Source organism: Acinetobacter sp. Gutcm_16, assembly GCF_028649355.1.
In the GTDB taxonomy this organism is placed as follows: Bacteria; Pseudomonadota; Gammaproteobacteria; order Pseudomonadales; family Moraxellaceae; genus Acinetobacter; species Acinetobacter johnsonii.
Window position 1 is genome coordinate 192,435 of record NZ_JAQSUV010000032.1, and the last position, 19,502, is coordinate 211,936.

Genomic DNA, 19,502 nt, shown 5'->3' on the forward strand with positions numbered 1-19,502 from the left:
AAGGTATTCAATTGGCATCAATTACATGGGGCTGATCGACATTTAAATACTTATCAACTCCACCATTGAAATCAAATTTATCTTCATATTTTTCAAACTAAAGAGTTTAAATTGACTCAATACTATGAAGATATAGAAATTTATACATTCTGCTAATGATTCATGTTAAAGACACTTCTTAACTCATTAATAAAATATTGTTCAACTAAAGATAACTCACGATCTTTATGCCATGCTAATGAAATTGGGATAATGGATACATAAGGAAAAGGTGGAAGTTGCTTAAATAAATGATAGCTGCTGCTTTTTTCAATGATATTTTTAGGTAGTAGACCAATTCCAATTCCATTTTTAATAAAACGAATCACTTCATCCATATTATTTGTGGTGACAAGCAATCGATTATTTTTCAAAATTTTTTCTCGAACTTCACTTAGCGGCGACAAAGGATCATTTAATTGTTCACTTTGAAAAGAAATGAAGCCATGCCCTTTAACTTGATCTATGGACTCGATATTTTCTGAATACAACACATGTTGATCACTACAAAATAAAGCATATTTTTGATTAATTAAGGTCTGATAGTTTAATTTGGAATGCTGAATTTGATTTATCCCAATCCCTAGTGCTGGAATTTTTTGTAATAGTAATTGTTGAATTTCTTTACTTTTAAGCACATCAACTTGAAAATCTACCTGCGGATATTTCTGATGAAAATCATGTAATAATTTGTCGTACCGCATCGACTCAATCCGACTGAGTACTAAAAGTTTAATTGTTCCAGATAAACTATTTTTTTCAGTATTTAATTTTTCCTCATAATCCATCAACTGACTGTAAATCATCATACTGGCTTCAAATACAATCTCACCTGTGGCTGTTAAATAAAACTTTCCTCCCGTCCGTACAATTAGCGTTTCACCAATCTGTTCTTCCAGTCTTTTTAAACTTTGACTGATGGCCGACTGAGTCAAAAATAATTTAATAGCCGCTTTATTCAAACTCCCTTTTTGTACAATCACACGAAAAATACGCAGCAAAGACCAATTACATTTATCGAGTAATACATTTGATCTCATAGCTACACCTCATCCTCTGCGATCTCATAAACATTATTATGATCATATCAAAAATATAAAAACCTAATTTTTACCCTGCACTGACATCTGAGTACTTCCGACACCATTACATATGTACGTTTCCACAAGACTCCAAAACTCCATCATTTTCACAATTACTCTTAAAATGACGTTGAAAAATTCATTCACTTTGAAGAAAAGTTTCATGGATTAGAATATAGGACTATGTAAAATTTGTCCTTTTTGATGTCCATAGACGAGAGCCATTTGGATCTAAATACTCAGAGCCAATTAATATTAATCATCGAGGATGCCCCTAACTCCTAAAAGTTGAGACTTTCAATCACACGGCTATTTTTTATCAGTAATATGGATTAATTTGTGAGAAAAATATGAAAAAAAAAGCCCCCTGTAACTACAGAGGGCTTTTTAAATTTGGCGGAAGCGGTGAGATTCGAACTCACGGAGGGGTATAAGCCCTCGTCGGTTTTCAAGACCGGTGCATTAAACCGCTCTGCCACGCTTCCATGTGCGCCATCATACGGAGCTTTTGTTTTGATGACAAGTAAAACTTACCGTCAAAGCAACCAACTGCATATTGTTTCATCAAAAACTTATAATTTCGAAGCGATTTCTGCACCTTCGCGAATCGCACGCTTCGCATCTAACTCAGCCGCCAGTTTAGCACCACCAATAATGTGATAATTCGCGAGTGTATTTTGCTCAGCACTTGGCATCAGATCCTTTACAGACTCCTGCCCTGCACATACAACGATAGTATCAACACGTAGCAATTGATCTTGTCCTGCCATACCCACCCAAAGCCCTTCATTAGTCACAGCTTTGTACTGAACTCCACGCAACATACGTACTGCATGCTTTTTCAACTGTGCACGGTGTACCCAACCCGAAGTTTTACCTAAACCTGCTCCAAGTGCTGAGGTTTTACGTTGTAATAAATAAATCTCACGAACAGGCGGATGAACTTCTGCGACCTGCGTGCCTCCTTCAGAAACATAATTCGGGTTTGGATCTACGCCCCATTCACGTTGCCAATCTGCAAGTGGTTGTGGCTGAGGTTGATGCTCTGGTTTCAATAAATACTCAGACACATCAAAACCAATCCCCCCAGCACCAATCACCGCAACTTTTCGACCGACAGGTGCGCCGCGTAACACTTCTGCATAAGACAAAACTTGCGGTAAGTCACTCCCTTCGATACGTAATGCACGTGGCACAACACCTGTTGCAATGATAATTTCCTCAAAGCCTTCACGCTCAAGCTGCTCACGATTCACCTTGGTGTTTAAACGTAAGTCGACGCCAGTTTTTTCAATCTGTACTTTGAAATAACGAATGGTTTCATGAAACTCTTCTTTACCCGGTACAACTTTTGCCAAGTTGAACTGACCACCCACCTCATGACTTGCTTCAAACAAAGTCACTTGGTGTCCACGACTGGCTGCAACCGTCGCGGCCGACATACCTGCGACACCACCACCCACAACCGCAACTCGTTTCGGTTGTTTAGTTTTCAAATAAACCAACTCTGTTTCAAACGCTGCACGTGGGTTGACTAAACAGGTTGCACGTAGGTTTTTAAAAATATGATCTAAACATGCTTGGTTACAAGCGATACACGTATTGATCTCGTCGATACGATTAGTCGCTGTTTTATTCACCCAAAAAGCATCGGCCAATAACGGACGTGCCATTTGCACCATATCGGCTTTGCCCGATGCCAAAATCTCTTCTGCGGTATCTGGCATGTTAATACGGTTTGAGGCAATCACTGGCACAGCCACGTACTTTTTCACTTCCGCAGTATAGTCAACAAAAGCAGCACGTGGCACAGAAGTCACAATGGTCGGAATTCGCGCTTCATGCCAGCCAATTCCTGTATTCAACAAAGTAATACCTGCTTTTTCTAGTGCTTGCGCAATGGTAATTACTTCTTGCATGGTATTGCCATCATGGACTAAATCTAGCAATGACAAACGGAAACAAATAATAAACTTCTCGCCGACTTGTGCACGTATCCCTTTGACGATTTCGACCGCAAAACGCATACGGTTTTCAACCGGCCCACCCCAACGGTCTTCACGTTGATTCACATGACGGCTAAGAAATTGATTCAGTAAATAGCCTTCTGAACCCATAATTTCCACACCGTCATAGCCCGCCTTTTCGGCAAGACTGGCACAGTTGACGTAGTCATCAATGGTATTCAAAATTTGTTTTTCAGACATTTGACGCGGTTTAAAAGGCGAAATCGGTGACTTGATTGGGCTGGAAGACACAACAAAAGGTTGATAGCCATAACGTCCAGCATGCAAAATTTGCATTAAAATTTTTGCGCCATGTTTATGTACGGCATGAGTCACTAAACGATGCGGAGCAATATCCCCCAGCGTATTCATCGTCCCGCCCGCAGGAAGAAGCCAACCTTGACGGTTTGGAGAAATCCCGCCTGTAATGATCAGACCAACACCACCTTTAGCACGCTCACCGAAGTATGCTGCCAATTTTGGATAATTATAAAAACGATCTTCCAAGCCCGTATGCATGGAGCCCATCACCACACGGTTTTTAATGGTGGTAAAACCCAAATGTAAGGGTTTTAAAATATGTGCATAGCTATTGGTTGTCATCATGAATCCTTATCTTTGGCTTTGCAACTTGTTGCATACTACTTTAGCTGTTTTTTTAAATATTGGGATGACAATTTATAAAAAATTCTTGGCATCTACGGTCAATTCAACTGAGCTCTCAAATCATACGACAATAAAAAAACCAGTGACGCTGCCCTCACTGGTTTAGTTTTTTAGACCAAAGCCCTTTACTGCCAATGCTTTAACTTACTGGTTTGACCAATACCCACATTAAAACTATTGGTTGGATCAAGCTTTTCATAATGCGTTCGTAGTGCAGGTTTTGCTACATATAAATGTCCGACATTATGCTCAGCTGGGTATTCTGCCCCACGCGCATCCAGTAAATGCCACATTTGGTGTTCCATCGCCAAAGGATCCACGCCCTTTTTCACAATATAGTCCTGATGAAACACATGACATAAAAAATGACCATAATAGAGTTTATGAACAATCAGATCATCCATCTCTTTGGGTAAAGTTTCCACCCACTCGCGATCATTACGACGTAATGCAATATCCAGAGCCACAATATCTTCAACTTCTGAACGGTGCGTATCCCGATAGCGAATTGCTGCACCTGCAACAGCAAAACGATGTAAAAATGCTTTACGTCCTTCTTCCTCGCTACAGTGGAAAAAATCACCTGAGCTTTTATCTTGGAAATAACGTTTTAAAAAGCTTTCAACTTGCTCGACATCTTGATTTTCAATCCGAATAACCAAATGATGTTCATACAGATCACGGAAGGCATTCATCCGTTTCGGTAAATGATTGGGCAAAAATTTGGTGATCAATTGCAGGACTTTATCTGACAGTCCTTTCATACCAAATTTTTCTAAGTACGCATCGACCTTATCTTTCATTGCAAATGCAGCAGGTACTTTGGCTGTACCTAGCTTTTCAATGAACATGAAGGTGTCTTTACCGTACTCTGCCCCAATGTCATAAGCCACGCGGTGGATGTATTCCCCTGCAATCGGCAATCGCGGCAAATCTTTTAGTAAAAAACGGCGGATTTCAGTCAAATCATCATGTGAATTTGTACCCACGTAGAATACTTGGCTTGGAATTTTTTCAAAGGTATCCAAACGTACGGCAAAGACACATACTTTACCTGCTGAACCCGATGCTTCATATAAACGAGATGGATCGGCATTAAAACGCGCGGGCGTATTTTCATCCACTTGTTTAACATCATGTCCATAACGATGGTCCGATGCGCAGCAGCCTGAGTTATTGATAATATCGCCGATTTGATAATTTTTCGTTTCAAGCTTGCTTAGAATTTCTTCAGGTGTTTCGCCTAGGTTCACTCCCAAGTGATTCACTAACTCTAACTGACCATCATCATTAACACGGGCATACAAAGCTAACTCAGTATAAGCAGGACCACGGCGTACCAAAGCACCGCCTGAGTTATTACAGACGCCGCCTAAAACTGAAGCTCCAATACACGATGAACCAATCACCGAGTGTGGCTCCCGATTAAATGGCACCAATTCTTTTTCAAGTCTATCTAATGTTGCACCGGGTAAACAAATCACTTGCTGACCGTCATTAATGACCTGAATGCCAACCAAACGACGCGTGCTGATCAGAACCACAGGGCGGTCATAGTCATCGCCAAAAGGTGTTGAACCACCAGTCAAACCTGTGTTGGCTGCTTGCATAATTACAATACAATCTGCATCAACAGCCGTTTGCAATACTTGCCACTGTTCCAGTAATGACCCAGGTGCAACAACAGCCAGTACTTTTCCTGCACCGTAACGACGACCTTGGCGGTATAAACGTGTGTCTTTATCGTCAGTTAAAACGTGTTGTTTACCCACAATAGTGATGAGCTTTTGAATAGTTTGCGGTGCGTCTAAATTGGATTGCATTTTATATCCTGCCCATTAATTTTTTGAGCTTTTCAATAAAGCTAGATTATGAAATAACACATTCATTTTTTAAGCGTATTAATCACGGTATTCGATGTCGTGTGGCGGCATGGATGCCGGCGTTGGGCGGGGTACAGGACGTACCCCTCGCCCAACAAAAGATTTTTGTTACTTTTCATCTTTGAAAAGTAAGGTATCGCCTACGCAATTGAACTTAAATTTTTTAATTCAAAATGAGGCAAAGGATGCTTCTTTATATTCATTCGCTTTTATTAGAGAGTTTTACTCAGCCAACTCTCGTTCTAACTTCACTAAACAGTCAGACGTAATATCAGCAATGGTTTTTGCACCTGTTAAAGTCATTGCCACACGCATTTCTTTATCAATTAAATCAAGCAGATTTGAAACACCCTCACCGCCTGCCGCACCTAAAGCATAAACAAAGGCACGACCGAGCATACACGTGTCCGCACCCAACGCCAGCATACGTACCACATCTAAACCATTACGAATACCCGAATCCGCAAGGATTTTAATATCACCCTTGACTGCATCTGCAATTGGTGGAAGTGCACGTGCAGAAGATAAAACGCCATCCAGCTGACGACCACCATGGTTTGAAACCACAATCCCATCTGCACCGAAACGCACTGCATCTTTGGCATCTTCAGGATCTAGGATGCCTTTAATGACCATTGGCCCATCCCAAAACTCACGAATCCACTCAAGGTCTTTCCACGAAATAGACGGATCGAAGTTAGAACCCAACCAACCGATGTAATCTTCTAGGCCTGTAGGTTTGCCTAAGTATTTAGAAATATTGCCTAAGTCATGCGGACGTCCCATCATGCCGACATTCCACGCCCAATGTGGGTGGAAACACGACTGCATATAACGGCGCATTGCTGCATTTGGGCCACTCATACCCGAGTGGGCATCACGGTAACGCGCGCCCGGAACAGGCATATCCACGGTAAACACCAAGGTTGAACAGCCTGCCGCTTTAGCACGTTCCAAGGCATTTTTCATAAAACCACGGTCACGCAGTACATAGAGCTGGAACCACATTGGACGCTGAATCGCAGGTGCAACTTCCTCAATTGGACATACTGAAACGGTAGAAAGCGTAAATGGAATACCCTTTTTATCTGCAGCGACAGCAGCTTGAACTTCACCGCGGCGTGCATACATGCCTGTTAAACCTACAGGAGATAATGCAACAGGCATCGACAAAGTTTCATCAAACAGTTTGGTCTCTAAACTTAACTGTGACATGTCGTTCAGTACACGCTGGCGCAAAGCAATTTTTGATAAATCTTCTACATTGCGCTTCAGGGTATATTCTGCATACGCACCACCATCGATGTAATGGAATAAAAATGGCGGTAAACGACGTCGTGCCGCTTCACGGTAGTCATTGGCAGAAGAAATAATCATGCTTATATCCTGTTTAATCGACTGGCGCGCTGACGACGAGCTTCTTCTTCATCAATCATTCGCACCTGTTGTACTACAAACTCAATGTGTCCACAGACTGCTTTACGTGCAGCTTCTGGATCACGACGTTCAATTGCATTCATGACTTGAAAGTGCTGATCATGCAATTGATCAAAACGGTGTGCTTCGCTATAGACTTTTCGGCGTCCCAAAGCGACGTTGAACTGCAACAAATCAAACAGACCACGCATCATCTGAATCAAAACCAAATTATGAGATGCTTCAGCAATCGCTAAATGAAATTTCGCATCTGCACGAGCCGCCTCATCATCATTTCCCAAAGCCTGAAAATGGTTAATCTGATCATAATGATGTCTGATGTTCACCAGATCTTCTTGGGTTGCGCGTTGTGCTGCATACCAAGTTGTTCCACCTTCTAAAATAATGCGCGCCTCTTGCACATCAAATCGGTAGGCAGGATCTTCACTCATCAAATTACTAATCGGTTGTACAATTTGATAACTGGACCACGTTGCAGGTAATTGTTTTAAAAAAGTCCCCGCCCCCACTTTGCTGACCAACATACCCATGCTGGTCAACTGCGAAATGGCCTCTCTTAAAGAAGAGCGAGAGACTTGAAGCTGTTCACACAGTTTTCTTTCAGCAGGCAGACGGTCCCCAACTTGCATATTGCTTTGTTCAATCAATACACGCAGGCTTTGTACAGCTTTATCGGAGACTTTCATCTGCTTTCCTTAACGTTGATACACAATTTGTGTTATGGAATCATCCATGGGAACACATAGGCTTGTAGAGTAATCATAATACCCATCATAATTGTGAACGTTATACTGTGTTTTAAGGTAAAACGGAATAAATCAGACTCTTTACCAACCAGTCCTACCGCCGCACATGCAATCGCGATCGATTGAGGTGAAATCATCTTACCAGTCACACCACCACTGGTATTGGCTGCCACCAGTAAAACTTCTGGCACACCAATTTGCTGAGCCGTAGTGGCTTGAAGTGCTGAAAACAGTGCATTGGCAGAAGTATCTGAACCCGTGAGGAATACACCCAACCAACCCAAGAAAGGCGAGAAGAACGTAAATGCCGAACCTGTATGTGCAAGGGCCAAAGCCAAGGTCGAAGACATACCCGAATAGTTTGCGATAAAAGCAAAAGACAACACCATACCAATTGAATAAATGGGAACTTTCAATTCATTCAGGGTTTCACCAAAAGTTACCACAGCATCTTTCGGTTTCATCTTCAAATAGGCAATGGTGATCAATGCTGCAATAAAGATCGCAGTTCCTGTCGCCGAGATCCAATCAAACTTATAGATCGCGTCATAATCTTTAATTTCAGCAACTACAGGTGGCATTTTTTGAATCATTTGATGCAAAAATGGTACTTTGATTGAAATCACGAGATCATGCAATGCACCGTCTTTGGCAAATAAATCCTTAAACGGTTTCACACTCCAGATCGTCACCATCACAGTTAAAATCGCGAATGGAGACCATGCTTTTGCAATTTGTCCTACAGTGTATTTTTGCTGTTTTTGTGCAGCCACATTTTCACTCATCGTTGCATCTTGATCTGCAAAACGGAAAATGTGCTTCGGCTGCCAATATTTAAACAAAATTGTTAAAGAAACCAAGGATGCAATTGCAGCCGTAATATCGGGTAATTCTGGACCAACAAAGTTAGAAGTTAAGTATTGTGCAATTGCAAAGCTACTTGCACCCACCACAACTGCTGGCCATGTTTCTTTAACACCACGCCAGCCATCCATGATTGCCATAATCCAGAACAACACGATTGGCACCATAAATGGTAGCTGACGGCCCACCATTTGGCTGATTTCCATCGTATCGACACCAGATACTTGTCCAGCAACAATAATTGGAATACCCATCGCACCAAAAGCCACAGGTGCTGTGTTTACGATTAGACAGAGACCTGCTGCATATAAAGGTTTAAAACCTAAACCGACTAATAGTGCTGCGGTAATCGCCACAGGAGCACCAAAGCCTGCCGCACCCTCTAAGAAGGTACCGAAAGCAAAACCCACCAACAGCATTTGTAAACGCTGATCTTCAGTAATTGAGAGAATAGAAGAACGAATGATGTCGAACTGGCCTGTCTTCACTGAAATTTTATACAGGAATACAGCACCAATAATGATCCATGCAATCGGCCATAAACCGTAGAGGAAACCATAAGCCATCGATGCGAATGCCATCAGCACCGGCATCTTATAGGCAAATAAAGAGACAAGAAGTGCAAGTACAACGGTGATCGTACCCGCCACACTGCCTTTTAAACGAAATACCGCGAGCGCCAAAAAGAAGAAGATAATCGGAATCAGTGCTATTAGACTTGAAATCCAAATATTCCCCATCGGGTCATACATTTGCTGCCATTGAAGCATTGTCATCTCCTTGAAATGCTTACTAAGATTTAATTTTGAGCACATTATTGGTACTTTTACCAATATTGGACAGACCAATATGAGCAACTGTAAAGAGAAACAAACCAATAATGACTTATACTTGGCTTATTTTGATTTAAAATGAAGTAAAACTTCAATTAAAATTTATTATTGGTATGACCAATATAGGCCACCTTTATAAACCAGATCATATTTTAATCAAATAAATATCATTGTTTTTGCTGATATTTTTATTAAAATAATGCCAACTTTAGACTTTAGTCTAATAATATAAAAAATAATCACTCAACTTAAACCCTGCTTAATACTCAAAAAATGGAAAAATCACACAATATTGGTAATACCAATTTAAACCCAAACCAACCTCCCCACTTTTTTGATTAATTTACAGCCTAAACATCTTCTAAAAAGACAAAAATTGAGCACACAATATAGAAACCGATTTTATCCAGATTTTTTTCAACAGTATCGATATGCACATGAGCTTTAATATTTTTAAAGCCCTATGATTTTTTAGAAAAACCATTTGGAAAAGTGCTACAATCGGGGACATATTTATTCTTTCAGGCCACCCATTCTCGGTGCCTATATTTATATCGTTAGGATTAACAATGACTGATAATGCAACTATCTTGCAGAATGTCCCAGTTGGCAAAAAAGTTGGTATTGCCTTCTCTGGTGGTCTAGATACTTCAGCTGCACTTTTGTGGATGAAACAAAAAGGCGCAGAACCTTATGCTTATACAGCAAACTTAGGTCAGCCTGATGAAGACGACTACGATGCGATTCCAAAAAAAGCGGAAGCGTATGGCGCAGTAAAAGCTCGCTTAGTTGACTGCCGTTTACAGCTTGCACTTGAAGGTATTGCTGCGATTCAATGTGGTGCGTTCCACATTTCAACTGGCGGTGTACCGTATTTCAACACGACGCCGTTGGGTCGTGCAGTAACAGGGACTATGCTTGTTACCGCAATGAAAGAAGATGATGTAAACATCTGGGGCGATGGTTCAACATATAAAGGAAACGATATTGAACGTTTCTACCGTTATGGTTTGTTGACCAACCCTGCCCTTAAAATCTATAAACCTTGGTTAGACCAAACGTTTATTGATGAATTAGGTGGCCGTGCTGAAATGTCGCAATTCTTGATCGACAACGGCTTTGACTACAAAATGTCAAAAGAAAAAGCGTATTCAACTGATTCAAACATGTTGGGTGCGACCCACGAAGCAAAAGATCTTGAATACCTCAATGCAGGGATCAAAATTGTTGACCCAATCATGGGCGTTGCATTCTGGAAAGACGACGTAGAAGTTAAAGCTGAAGAAGTATCGATTACTTTTGAAGAAGGCTTCCCAGTTGCAATCAATGGTCAACGCATTGAAGACCCTGTTGAGTTCATTCTTGAAGCCAACCGTATTGGTGGTCGTCATGGTCTAGGTATGTCTGACCAAATCGAAAACCGTATTATTGAAGCAAAATCTCGCGGTATTTATGAAGCTCCTGGTATGGCTCTACTTCATATTGCTTATGAGCGCTTGGTTACCGGTATTCATAACGAAGACACGATCGAACAGTACCGCATCAATGGTCTACGTTTAGGTCGTTTGCTTTACCAAGGTCGTTGGTTCGACTCTCAAGCATTAATGCTTCGTGAAACTGCTCAACGTTGGGTTGCGAAAGCCATCACAGGTACTGTGACTTTAGAGCTTCGTCGTGGCAATGACTACACCATCATGAACACTGAGTCTGAAAACCTCACTTATGAAGCTGAGCGCTTGACGATGGAGAAAGGTGATTCAATGTTTACGCCAATGGACCGTATTGGTCAGTTAACTATGCGTAACTTGGACATCACCGATACTCGTGCGAAACTTGGTATTTATACCAATACTGGTTTATTAGCAGTCGGTACGGGTTCTGCTGTTCCACAGTTAAAAGACAAAAACAAATAAGTTTGTTGAATGTCAAAAAACCGCTCCTAAGAGCGGTTTTTTTATTTTAGCGATTCATTCTATACACGTCGATGTGGTTAAAGGCTGATAATAAATCTGATTACGTCCCAATTGCTTGGCACGGTATAAAGCCTGATCTGCGATCCCCAGTAACTCGACTTTGCTCAAATCAACCTCGCCTTTAAAGACTGTAATCCCTAAACTAATGGTCACAAATGGAGACACTTCAGACATTTCATGCGGAATTTCCAAACGCTCAATCGCTCGGTAAATATTTGAAGCCACCGCATAAGCGCCATGTGCATCAGTTTCAGGTAATAACACCACAAACTCTTCGCCGCCATAACGCGCCACAAAATCCATATGTCGAATCGCATTTTTAATAGATTTTGCAATCGATGAAATCACATCATCGCCCTTTTGGTGACCATAACAGTCGTTATATTTTTTAAAGAAATCAACATCGATAAACAAAATCGACAAGGGTGTTTCATCCTGACGTGATTGCTCATAATAGGTATCCATCATTTCGTCAAAATTACGCCGATTTGAAATCTTGGTCAGCTCATCATTCTGACTTAAATGCAGCAACTCTGAGGTGTGTATTCGATGTATTTTTTCACTAATCTTGGCGCGACGAATATTTAAAAAAATGATGCGCTCGCGGGCGTAGATCATGCGACTGATAACAAACCCCAGCAAACAGCTACCAAACATCACACGCCCCATCACGATCGCATCAAACTTGACCAGCGTTGAAATCAGGACTAAAAATGAAACCCCAGCGGCTGCTACACCAGTCATAAAAATATATCCCGGCTTCACCCCAGTCAGTAAAAACCCCAATACATAAATCATGCAGATAATCATCATTGCTTGATGGCGCAAAGCTTCGGTATGTACTGACATGGTCAACCAAGTCGTCGAGACCACAGCCCAAAACACAGCAAACATGGCTGCATAGGCAAAAAAAGGCTTTAGTTTGGTAAAATGTGAAAAAACATAAAGGAATAAAAGACAAACAGCACCATTTAGCAGCCCCAGTAAACAATGAATAAAATCTTGTTTAAAGTGAGAATGTTCAATAATCCAGTAATCCCCCGGAATCATTAAAATGGCAAAAACAAAATAAGCCAAAACACCAGACCAAAGAAAGTCATTAATATTGCGACGCGCGCGCTCTAAGTTTAGTCGCCAAAACTCTTGCTCTAATTTCTGAGGAAAAACCTGACCAATACGACGGTTGTGTCGTGTAATCAGCTCTTCCATTTTTTCTTTATCGTACTGAAGTTTGGCGAGGTTGTATTTATATTCCATACCAGACCAGATTTAATTCTTGTAGTTGCTTAAAAATAACACAAATTTACAAAGATAAATCATAATAATCAGACAAGATGCCTTTATTTGTCATTACCATTTTTGCTGTATATGCATTATCATCTGTTTTATTTCTTTGACAGAAATCGCCTTGAATACGATTACGATTCTCCAGCCAGATGACTGGCACGCTCACCTTCGTGATGGTCTTGCATTACAACGTACTGTTCCCGATTTAGCCCAACAGTTTTCACGCGCTATTTGTATGCCAAATACCGTACCTCCCGTTAAAACGGTTGAGGAAGCGAATGCGTACCGAGAACGCATCATGGCGCATGTACCAGAAGGCAATGCCTTCGACCCACGCATGGTGTTGTATTTTACTGACACAACTTCGCCTGAAGAAGTCAAGAAAATTAAAAATTCTGAGTTTGTAAACGCGATTAAACTCTACCCTGCTGGTGCGACCACCAACTCAGACAATGGTGTAAGCGACATTCGTAAAGTCTATGCTGTCATTGAGCAACTTGAAGAGCATCAGGTTCCATTACTGTTGCATGGTGAAGTTACACACAATCATGTCGATATTTTTGACCGTGAAAAGCGCTTCTTAGACGAAGTTCTTTCTCCGTTGCTGAAACAATTTCCAAAACTGAAATTGGTTTTAGAACACATTACGACTAGTGAAGCGGCCAACTTTGTTTTAGAACAAGACCGCAATGTGGCTGCAACCATTACTCCACAGCATTTACTGTTTAACCGTAATGATATGTTGGTTGGTGGCATTAAACCGCACTTCTATTGCTTACCGATTTTAAAACGTCAAACCCATCAGCAAACTTTGCTCGAAGTTGCGACCAGTGCCAACCCTAAGTTTTTCTTAGGTACAGACAGTGCACCGCACTCTAAAAATGCCAAAGAAAATGCATGTGGATGTGCAGGCTGCTACAGCGCGCCAACGGCAATTGAACTTTATGCTCAAGCATTCGATCAAGTGGGTAAGCTTGAACGCCTTGAAGGTTTTGCCAGCCACTTTGGTGCAGACTTCTACGGTCTACCGCGCAATACTTCAACAATTACACTGGTAAAAGAAGACCAAGTCATCCCTGAGAGTTTAGACTATTTGGATGGTGAACAAATTATTCCGCTGTATGCGGGTAAAACCATTCAATGGAGAAAAGTGTGACAAATGAAACATTGCCAATAATTGGTCAGCGTTTCCGTGGTTTTCTACCTGTTGTTGTCGATGTCGAAACAGCAGGTTTTAATGCACAGACCGATGCCTTATTGGAAATTGCCGCAATTCCGATTATTTATAATGAAGAAGGTCAATTTGTACCGGGTCCTGCACATCATGCGCATATCAACCCATTCGAAGGTGCAAATCTAGACCGTCGCTCATTGGACTTTATTGGTATTGATCCCTTTAATCCCATGCGCATGGCCATGGCCGAAGACGAAAAAACAGCATTAAAACGTATTTTTAAAGCCGTCAATGAAGTTCGTCGCCAACAGAACTGTACACATGCGGTCTTGGTTGGTCATAACGCTCACTTTGATTTAGGTTTTGTACAGGCAGCGATTGCACGTACAGGGACTAAAAATCAAAACCCATTTCACAGTTTTTCTGTATTTGACACCGTCACCTTAAGTGCTGTGATGTTTGGTCAAACTGTTCTTGCGAAGTCATGTATTCAAGCAGGGATTGAGTTTGATGGTAGAGAGGCACACTCAGCTTTATACGACACTCAAAAGACCGCTGAACTGTTCTGTTATATTTTGAACAAACTCGCACCACACCTACTTGACACTCTGGTGGCGGATCAATAAGATACCGCCATCCTCGCAACGTCCCTATCGTCTAGAGGCCTAGGACATCGCCCTTTCACGGCGGTAACCGGGGTTCGAATCCCCGTAGGGACGCCATCTTTTTCTAGAAAATAACACTTTTTATTTAATCGGTTCTGATTGACCTCCGATATTTCATTTCAATTTTAACCATGCACTCGCTATACGATGCTTCGTGTTTTTCAAGGTTGATTGCTATGCTTAAGAAATTTTTAATCTTTTTATTGATTCTATCGCCTTCTATTTTTTATCTATGGTTTGTCCAACAAGGGACCAATAACACCAAACAAGACCCTGTTGCACAAGAACTACATTCAATTGCTGAAAACAGCTCTTCTTATCCAACACCCGACCACTAAAAAATAGTCTTTAAGCATTTGTTTTTTAAATTGATACCGATAGTTCATCAGATAATTTCAATTCACGTGATTTTTCATCTTATTAAAAACTAGAATATACCTTTAAGCCCATTGTTTGATTTTCTATGCAATCTGCAACGCCGCCTTCGCAGTCTTCAACTGATTCACCGCAAAATACCTCATTAAAACGCGCCATGAGCACACGCCACCTGATCATGCTATCGCTTGGTGGTGCCATTGGCACAGGCCTGTTCATGGGCTCAGGCGAAGTGATCTCTCAGGCAGGCCCTCTCGGTGCTGTACTGGCTTATATTATTGGCGGCTTGATCGCATATATGGTCATGCTTTGCCTTGGAGAGCTTGCAGTACATTTACCTGTTTCTGGTTCATTTGGTGCCTTTGCAACACGTTATATTGGCCCTGGCACAGGCTATATGGTGTCGTGGATGTATTGGCTCGGCTGGTCAGCAACACTCGGTACCGAATTTACCGCAGCAGCCATTTTGGTACAGGAATGGTTCCCACAAACGTCGATCTGGTTATGGACGTTAATCTTTGCCAGTGGTGTACTGATTTCAAACCTCAGTTCAACCCGAGCTTTTGCAGAGTCTGAGTTTTGGCTGTCCATGATCAAAGTCGCAACTGTACTCATTTTTATTCTTTTAGGCTTTGCCTGTATTTTCGGTATCATCCCTTTTCAGGGGTATGAATCTGCCCCCTTATTTAACAACTTAACCACACAAGGCTGGCTACCAAATGGTCTTATTCCTTTGTTTACCACCTTATTAATTGTGAATTTTGCTTTTAATGGTACAGAAATGATTGGCATTGCCGCAGGTGAAACTGAAAACCCAGAAAAAAATGTACCCAAAGCCATTCATGCCGCGGTTTGGCGCCTCATTATTTTCTTTGTTGGTACTATCATTGTCATCAGCTCGCTACTTAGCTATAGCAACACCGGTTTGCAAGTGGGCGGGCATGGTGGCTTAAGCAGCAGTCCGTTTGTGACTGTATTCACCCAAATGGGCATTCCCTATGCCGAAGACTTTATCCGTTTTGTGATTATCACGGCATTATTATCAACCGCAAACTCAGGCTTATATGCTGCATCACGCATGATGTGGGCCTTGTCCTCACAAAACCAACTCCCCAAGATTTTTGCCAAAGTAAGTAAATCTGGGGTGCCTTATATTGCCATTTGGGTCACTATGATTGGTGGCTTACCAGGCTTGCTCTCTGAGCAGTTTGGTGCAGATGTCATTTTTAAGAACTTGATGGGTGTTGCAGCATTCACTATGGTGATTGTCTGGATGAGTATTTGCTGGAGTCAGTTTAACTTTCGTCGCCAATGGTTAAAGCAAGGCCATGCTTTATCGGAGCTGAAATTCCGTACCCCTTGGTATCCGTTGGTTCCGATCCTAGGCTTTATCTGCTGTACTGCGACAGGTTTAAGTATGGCGGCAGACCCTGAAATGCTTTCAGGTTTTATTGGCTGCTTGCTCTTTATGGCCGCTTGCTATGCCAGTTACTATTGGCTCTATCACAATAAAAACTAAGCATCTTCAGCAAAGTGAGCTCAAGCTTATTTTTTGAGCTCACTTTTGCAACAATAAAAAATTCATTCAATTTAATTACTTGTTTTGCCTAATGTTTGAACTTTCAACCATCACAGAGCAAAAACCCTTTTGACAAATAGGCCTTTAATCCTTAATATACGCATCACCTCGCAACGTCCCTATCGTCTAGAGGCCTAGGACATCGCCCTTTCACGGCGGTAACCGGGGTTCGAATCCCCGTAGGGACGCCATATCTTGATCTTATCCGATCAACACTTATTCATAATTACTATTATTTCATTGCAGATTTGCAGTTTTTCACTACAATAGCCCGCTTCATTCCTGAACTTATTAACGCTTATGCACTCATCTCCGAATGATGCTTCGCATCAGGGCAATTCTGCGCCTTTAAAACGCGCTATGAGTACTCGACATCTGGTTATGATTTCGCTTGGTGGCGCAATCGGGACTGGCCTATTTTTAGGATCGGGTGAAGTCATTGCACAAACGGGGCCTGTAGGTGCCATTATTTCTTATTTCCTCGGCGGGATCATTGCATATATGGTCATGCTGTGTTTAGGGGAACTTGCTGTTCATATGCCTGAGTCTGGCTCATTTGGCGCCTATGCCAAACGCTATATCGGACCAGGTACAGGTTATACCATCACATGGCTGTACTGGCTAACGTGGTCAGTCACGCTAGGAACCGAGTTTACAGCTGCCGCACTGCTCATGCAGGAGTGGTTTCCAGATAGTTCAATGTGGATGTGGACTCTAATTTTTGGTGCATTTGTATTTAGTTTAAATATGATTTCGACCAAATGGTTCGCAGAATCTGAGTTTTGGTTGGCTTTAGTCAAAGTTATCACCGTTGTTATTTTTATTTTATTGGGTCTACTCGCTATTTTTGGCGTGATTGGCTACAGAGGCTATGAAGCTGCGCCTTTATTTAGCAACTTAACAGCTCAGGGTTGGTTCCCAGAAGGCTTGTTCCCTATCTTTACCACCATGTTGATCGTGAACTTTGCATTTTCTGGTACAGAGCTGATTGGTGTTGCTGCGGGTGAAACCAAAGATCCTGCTAAGAATGTACCCAAAGCCATCAATACTGCGATTTTCCGCTTATTGATTTTCTTTGTGGGTACCATCTTGGTCGTGACTTCACTCCTTCCGCATCAAGAGGCAGGTTTAGCAGCTGAAGGCGTGAGTAGCAGTCCATTTGTAACCGTATTCCAGCACATTGGCATTCCTTATGCTGAAGATATCATTCGTTTTGTGATTATCACTGCGTTGCTATCTGCTGCGAACTCAGGACTATTTGCCGCTTCGCGTATGATGTGGTCATTGTCTTACCAAAAACAGTTGCCAGCAGTCTTCTCAAAAATCAATGCACGTGGTGTCCCTTACGTGGCAGTCATCGTGACCATGATTGGCGGTATGCCGGGTTTACTGTCTGAACAGTTTGCACCTGAAGCCATTTTTACAAACCTTTTAGGTATTGCAGCGTTTACCATGGTCGTCGTTTGGATGAGTATTTGCTTAAGCCAATTTAACTTCCGTCGCCAATGGTATAAACAAGGACGTAAAAAAGAAGAATTAGGTTTTGCAGCACCCCTGTTCCCTATTGTGCCAATCCTTGGCTTTATCTTCTGTTTTATCACCTGCGTCAGTATGGTGTTTGATCCAAGTATGCGTATTAGCTTCTTTGGTTGTTTACTGTTTATTGCAGTATGTTATGCAAGTTATTACACCTTTTATCACAAGAAAACTTAATCCTTACTGTTAAAAAGAGCGACTTCGGTCGCTCTTTTTTTTATACTGTTTTTATCGAGTACATCATCGGTGCATGCCTGATGAATATTGTATGGATTCACGGGATGAATCAGCAGCATAAGACTGCGCGTATCCTGCTTCAACATTGGCTTGTGATCTTACAACAGGTACTGAGCGAACTTGGCCGCGCAGATGACCTTCCCTATCTTCAGCGGCACAGTCGGCTGGCCTTTTATGGAGATCTTCTAACACGTCAGCATTTAGAAAACACCCTCAACGCCAGCACCCTCATGCCGCAACACTGGTCACCTTTTTCTTTTTTACATCCTATTCACCTGACGCACACCGCTGCACCCAATATCGAACATCAAGCTGAAATTTCTAAAAACCCCCAGCTCACCATTTCAGATGAACTCTCATTCAATAATAAAATTAAATACATCAGCCTCCTCGGCAAAGATCTGGCCTTACGCGACTTAGCTAGTTTAATCAACCACTTCCCAGAGCTGCATAGTAGCTTTATTCATCGTTTTTTGATGGAAGCGTATCTATATTTATCCAATCCACACTTCATCCACACCGTGCATACGCGTCTGCATGAGCACTTACACGGTACGAAACCCAATATTGTGATTGCCCACTCTTTAGGCAGCGTGATTGCCTATAATTATTTAATTCAGCACCCTGAACTTAAGATTCAAGCACTAATTACCCTCGGTTCACCACTTGCTTTTCGCGTTATCCAGTGCCATTTACAGCAACCTATTCAACGGCCTGCAGCTTTATGTGGCGATTGGATCAATTTTTATTCAGATGCTGATTTTCTGAGTGCTTTTCCACTGAACCAAAAACCGTTTGCTTTTACTCCCGCCATTATCAACAAGCAAATCACCACCGATCTTGCTCATCCTCATCTGATCGAAGGCTATTTACGCCATCCCGAGTTCATCAACAACTTGCTCAAGTTGCTTAAAAAATCGGCTTAAATCATATGATTTTTAATCATTTTATCTAGATTGTTTTAAATTTATGCACTCAACACTTAAAACTAGAATTATTTAGAGAAAAGCGTTTGACACCCCTCTATTTTCGCCCTAATATACGCCCACCTCTGAAATGTCCCTATCGTCTAGAGGCCTAGGACATCGCCCTTTCACGGCGGTAACCGGGGTTCGAATCC

At 41.8% G+C, this 19,502-nt stretch carries 14 protein-coding genes and 3 tRNA genes; 9 read left to right on the forward strand and 8 right to left on the reverse strand.

The genetic code is table 11. From position 1 onward, the window contains the following. Nucleotides 1-152 precede the first annotated feature (152 nt). The 7 genes from PTT44_RS09985 to lldP form a co-directional block, all read right to left on the reverse strand. Entirely contained in the window at nucleotides 153-1,079 is a 927-nt protein-coding gene (locus tag PTT44_RS09985) for a LysR family transcriptional regulator (RefSeq protein ID WP_168159104.1), read from the reverse strand. A 436-nt stretch (nucleotides 1,080-1,515) separates the two neighbouring features. Further along, nucleotides 1,516-1,606: transfer RNA gene (locus tag PTT44_RS09990), tRNA-Ser, on the reverse strand. 87 nt (nucleotides 1,607-1,693) lie between these two features. Then, nucleotides 1,694-3,730, reverse strand: a complete 2,037-nt coding sequence (locus tag PTT44_RS09995; RefSeq protein WP_273795639.1) for an NADPH-dependent 2,4-dienoyl-CoA reductase — start codon at nucleotides 3,728-3,730, stop codon at nucleotides 1,694-1,696. A gap of 188 nt (nucleotides 3,731-3,918) precedes the next feature. Then, a complete protein-coding gene (gene dld, locus PTT44_RS10000) occupies nucleotides 3,919-5,616 on the reverse strand; it encodes a D-lactate dehydrogenase (RefSeq protein ID WP_168159105.1) in 1,698 nt (565 codons plus the stop codon). Between the two features lie 282 nt (nucleotides 5,617-5,898). Continuing rightward, complete coding sequence (gene lldD / locus PTT44_RS10005) at nucleotides 5,899-7,053, reverse strand: FMN-dependent L-lactate dehydrogenase LldD (protein WP_005399760.1); 1,155 nt, start codon at nucleotides 7,051-7,053, stop codon at nucleotides 5,899-5,901. Between the two features lie 2 nt (nucleotides 7,054-7,055). Further along, a complete protein-coding gene (gene lldR / locus PTT44_RS10010; RefSeq protein ID WP_004694009.1) occupies nucleotides 7,056-7,799 on the reverse strand; it encodes a transcriptional regulator LldR in 744 nt (247 codons plus the stop codon). Between the two features lie 32 nt (nucleotides 7,800-7,831). After that, entirely contained in the window at nucleotides 7,832-9,499 is a 1,668-nt protein-coding gene (gene lldP, locus PTT44_RS10015; RefSeq protein WP_171527542.1) for an L-lactate permease, read from the reverse strand. A gap of 626 nt (nucleotides 9,500-10,125) precedes the next feature. Here lldP and argG point away from each other — a divergent pair. Further along, entirely contained in the window at nucleotides 10,126-11,469 is a 1,344-nt protein-coding gene (gene argG / locus PTT44_RS10020) for an argininosuccinate synthase (RefSeq protein ID WP_004694013.1), read from the forward strand. 54 nt (nucleotides 11,470-11,523) lie between these two features. Here the strand turns inward: argG and PTT44_RS10025 are convergent, their stop codons facing one another. After that, entirely contained in the window at nucleotides 11,524-12,786 is a 1,263-nt protein-coding gene (locus PTT44_RS10025; RefSeq protein ID WP_168159108.1) for a GGDEF domain-containing protein, read from the reverse strand. 151 nt (nucleotides 12,787-12,937) lie between these two features. Between PTT44_RS10025 and pyrC the strand changes: the two genes are divergently transcribed. The 8 genes from pyrC to PTT44_RS10065 all read left to right on the forward strand — a co-directional run bounded on the left by pyrC (nucleotide 12,938) and on the right by PTT44_RS10065 (nucleotide 19,308). Beyond that, nucleotides 12,938-13,972 carry a dihydroorotase gene (pyrC, locus tag PTT44_RS10030; protein WP_010326368.1) on the forward strand — a complete coding sequence of 345 codons (1,035 nt, stop codon included), beginning with the start codon at nucleotides 12,938-12,940 and terminating at the stop codon, nucleotides 13,970-13,972. After that, a complete protein-coding gene (rnt, locus tag PTT44_RS10035; protein WP_005399764.1) occupies nucleotides 13,957-14,616 on the forward strand; it encodes a ribonuclease T in 660 nt (219 codons plus the stop codon). Before pyrC ends, rnt begins: the two co-directional genes overlap by 16 nt. A 20-nt stretch (nucleotides 14,617-14,636) precedes the next feature. Further along, a tRNA-Glu gene (locus PTT44_RS10040) sits at nucleotides 14,637-14,712 on the forward strand. Between the two features lie 119 nt (nucleotides 14,713-14,831). Further along, nucleotides 14,832-14,993: a hypothetical protein gene (locus PTT44_RS10045; RefSeq protein WP_168159109.1), complete on the forward strand. Its 162-nt coding sequence runs from the start codon at nucleotides 14,832-14,834 to the stop codon at nucleotides 14,991-14,993. Between the two features lie 125 nt (nucleotides 14,994-15,118). Beyond that, nucleotides 15,119-16,549 (forward strand): amino acid permease, encoded by a 1,431-nt coding sequence (locus PTT44_RS10050; RefSeq protein ID WP_168159110.1) that lies wholly within the window; start codon nucleotides 15,119-15,121, stop codon nucleotides 16,547-16,549. 175 nt (nucleotides 16,550-16,724) lie between these two features. Beyond that, a tRNA-Glu gene (locus PTT44_RS10055) sits at nucleotides 16,725-16,800 on the forward strand. Between the two features lie 109 nt (nucleotides 16,801-16,909). Beyond that, entirely contained in the window at nucleotides 16,910-18,322 is a 1,413-nt protein-coding gene (locus PTT44_RS10060) for an amino acid permease (protein WP_078388883.1), read from the forward strand. A gap of 80 nt (nucleotides 18,323-18,402) precedes the next feature. After that, the gene (locus PTT44_RS10065; RefSeq protein WP_171527543.1) at nucleotides 18,403-19,308 is read left to right on the forward strand and encodes an alpha/beta hydrolase; all 906 of its coding nucleotides are present in this window, start codon (nucleotides 18,403-18,405) and stop codon (nucleotides 19,306-19,308) included. The last annotated feature ends 194 nt before the right edge of the window (nucleotides 19,309-19,502 follow it).

Coding starts and splice junctions, on each gene's coding strand:
- PTT44_RS09985 (WP_168159104.1), bottom strand. CDS start 1,079: ATGAGATCAAATGTATTACTCGATAAATGTAATTGGTCTTTGCTGCGT.
- PTT44_RS09995 (WP_273795639.1), bottom strand. CDS start 3,730: ATGACAACCAATAGCTATGCACATATTTTAAAACCCTTACATTTGGGT.
- dld (WP_168159105.1), bottom strand. CDS start 5,616: ATGCAATCCAATTTAGACGCACCGCAAACTATTCAAAAGCTCATCACT.
- lldD (WP_005399760.1), bottom strand. CDS start 7,053: ATGATTATTTCTTCTGCCAATGACTACCGTGAAGCGGCACGACGTCGT.
- lldR (WP_004694009.1), bottom strand. CDS start 7,799: ATGAAAGTCTCCGATAAAGCTGTACAAAGCCTGCGTGTATTGATTGAA.
- lldP (WP_171527542.1), bottom strand. CDS start 9,499: ATGACAATGCTTCAATGGCAGCAAATGTATGACCCGATGGGGAATATT.
- argG (WP_004694013.1), top strand. CDS start 10,126: ATGACTGATAATGCAACTATCTTGCAGAATGTCCCAGTTGGCAAAAAA.
- PTT44_RS10025 (WP_168159108.1), bottom strand. CDS start 12,786: ATGGAATATAAATACAACCTCGCCAAACTTCAGTACGATAAAGAAAAA.
- rnt (WP_005399764.1), top strand. CDS start 13,957: ATGGAGAAAAGTGTGACAAATGAAACATTGCCAATAATTGGTCAGCGT.
- PTT44_RS10045 (WP_168159109.1), top strand. CDS start 14,832: ATGCTTAAGAAATTTTTAATCTTTTTATTGATTCTATCGCCTTCTATT.
- PTT44_RS10050 (WP_168159110.1), top strand. CDS start 15,119: ATGCAATCTGCAACGCCGCCTTCGCAGTCTTCAACTGATTCACCGCAA.
- PTT44_RS10060 (WP_078388883.1), top strand. CDS start 16,910: ATGCACTCATCTCCGAATGATGCTTCGCATCAGGGCAATTCTGCGCCT.
- PTT44_RS10065 (WP_171527543.1), top strand. CDS start 18,403: ATGAATATTGTATGGATTCACGGGATGAATCAGCAGCATAAGACTGCG.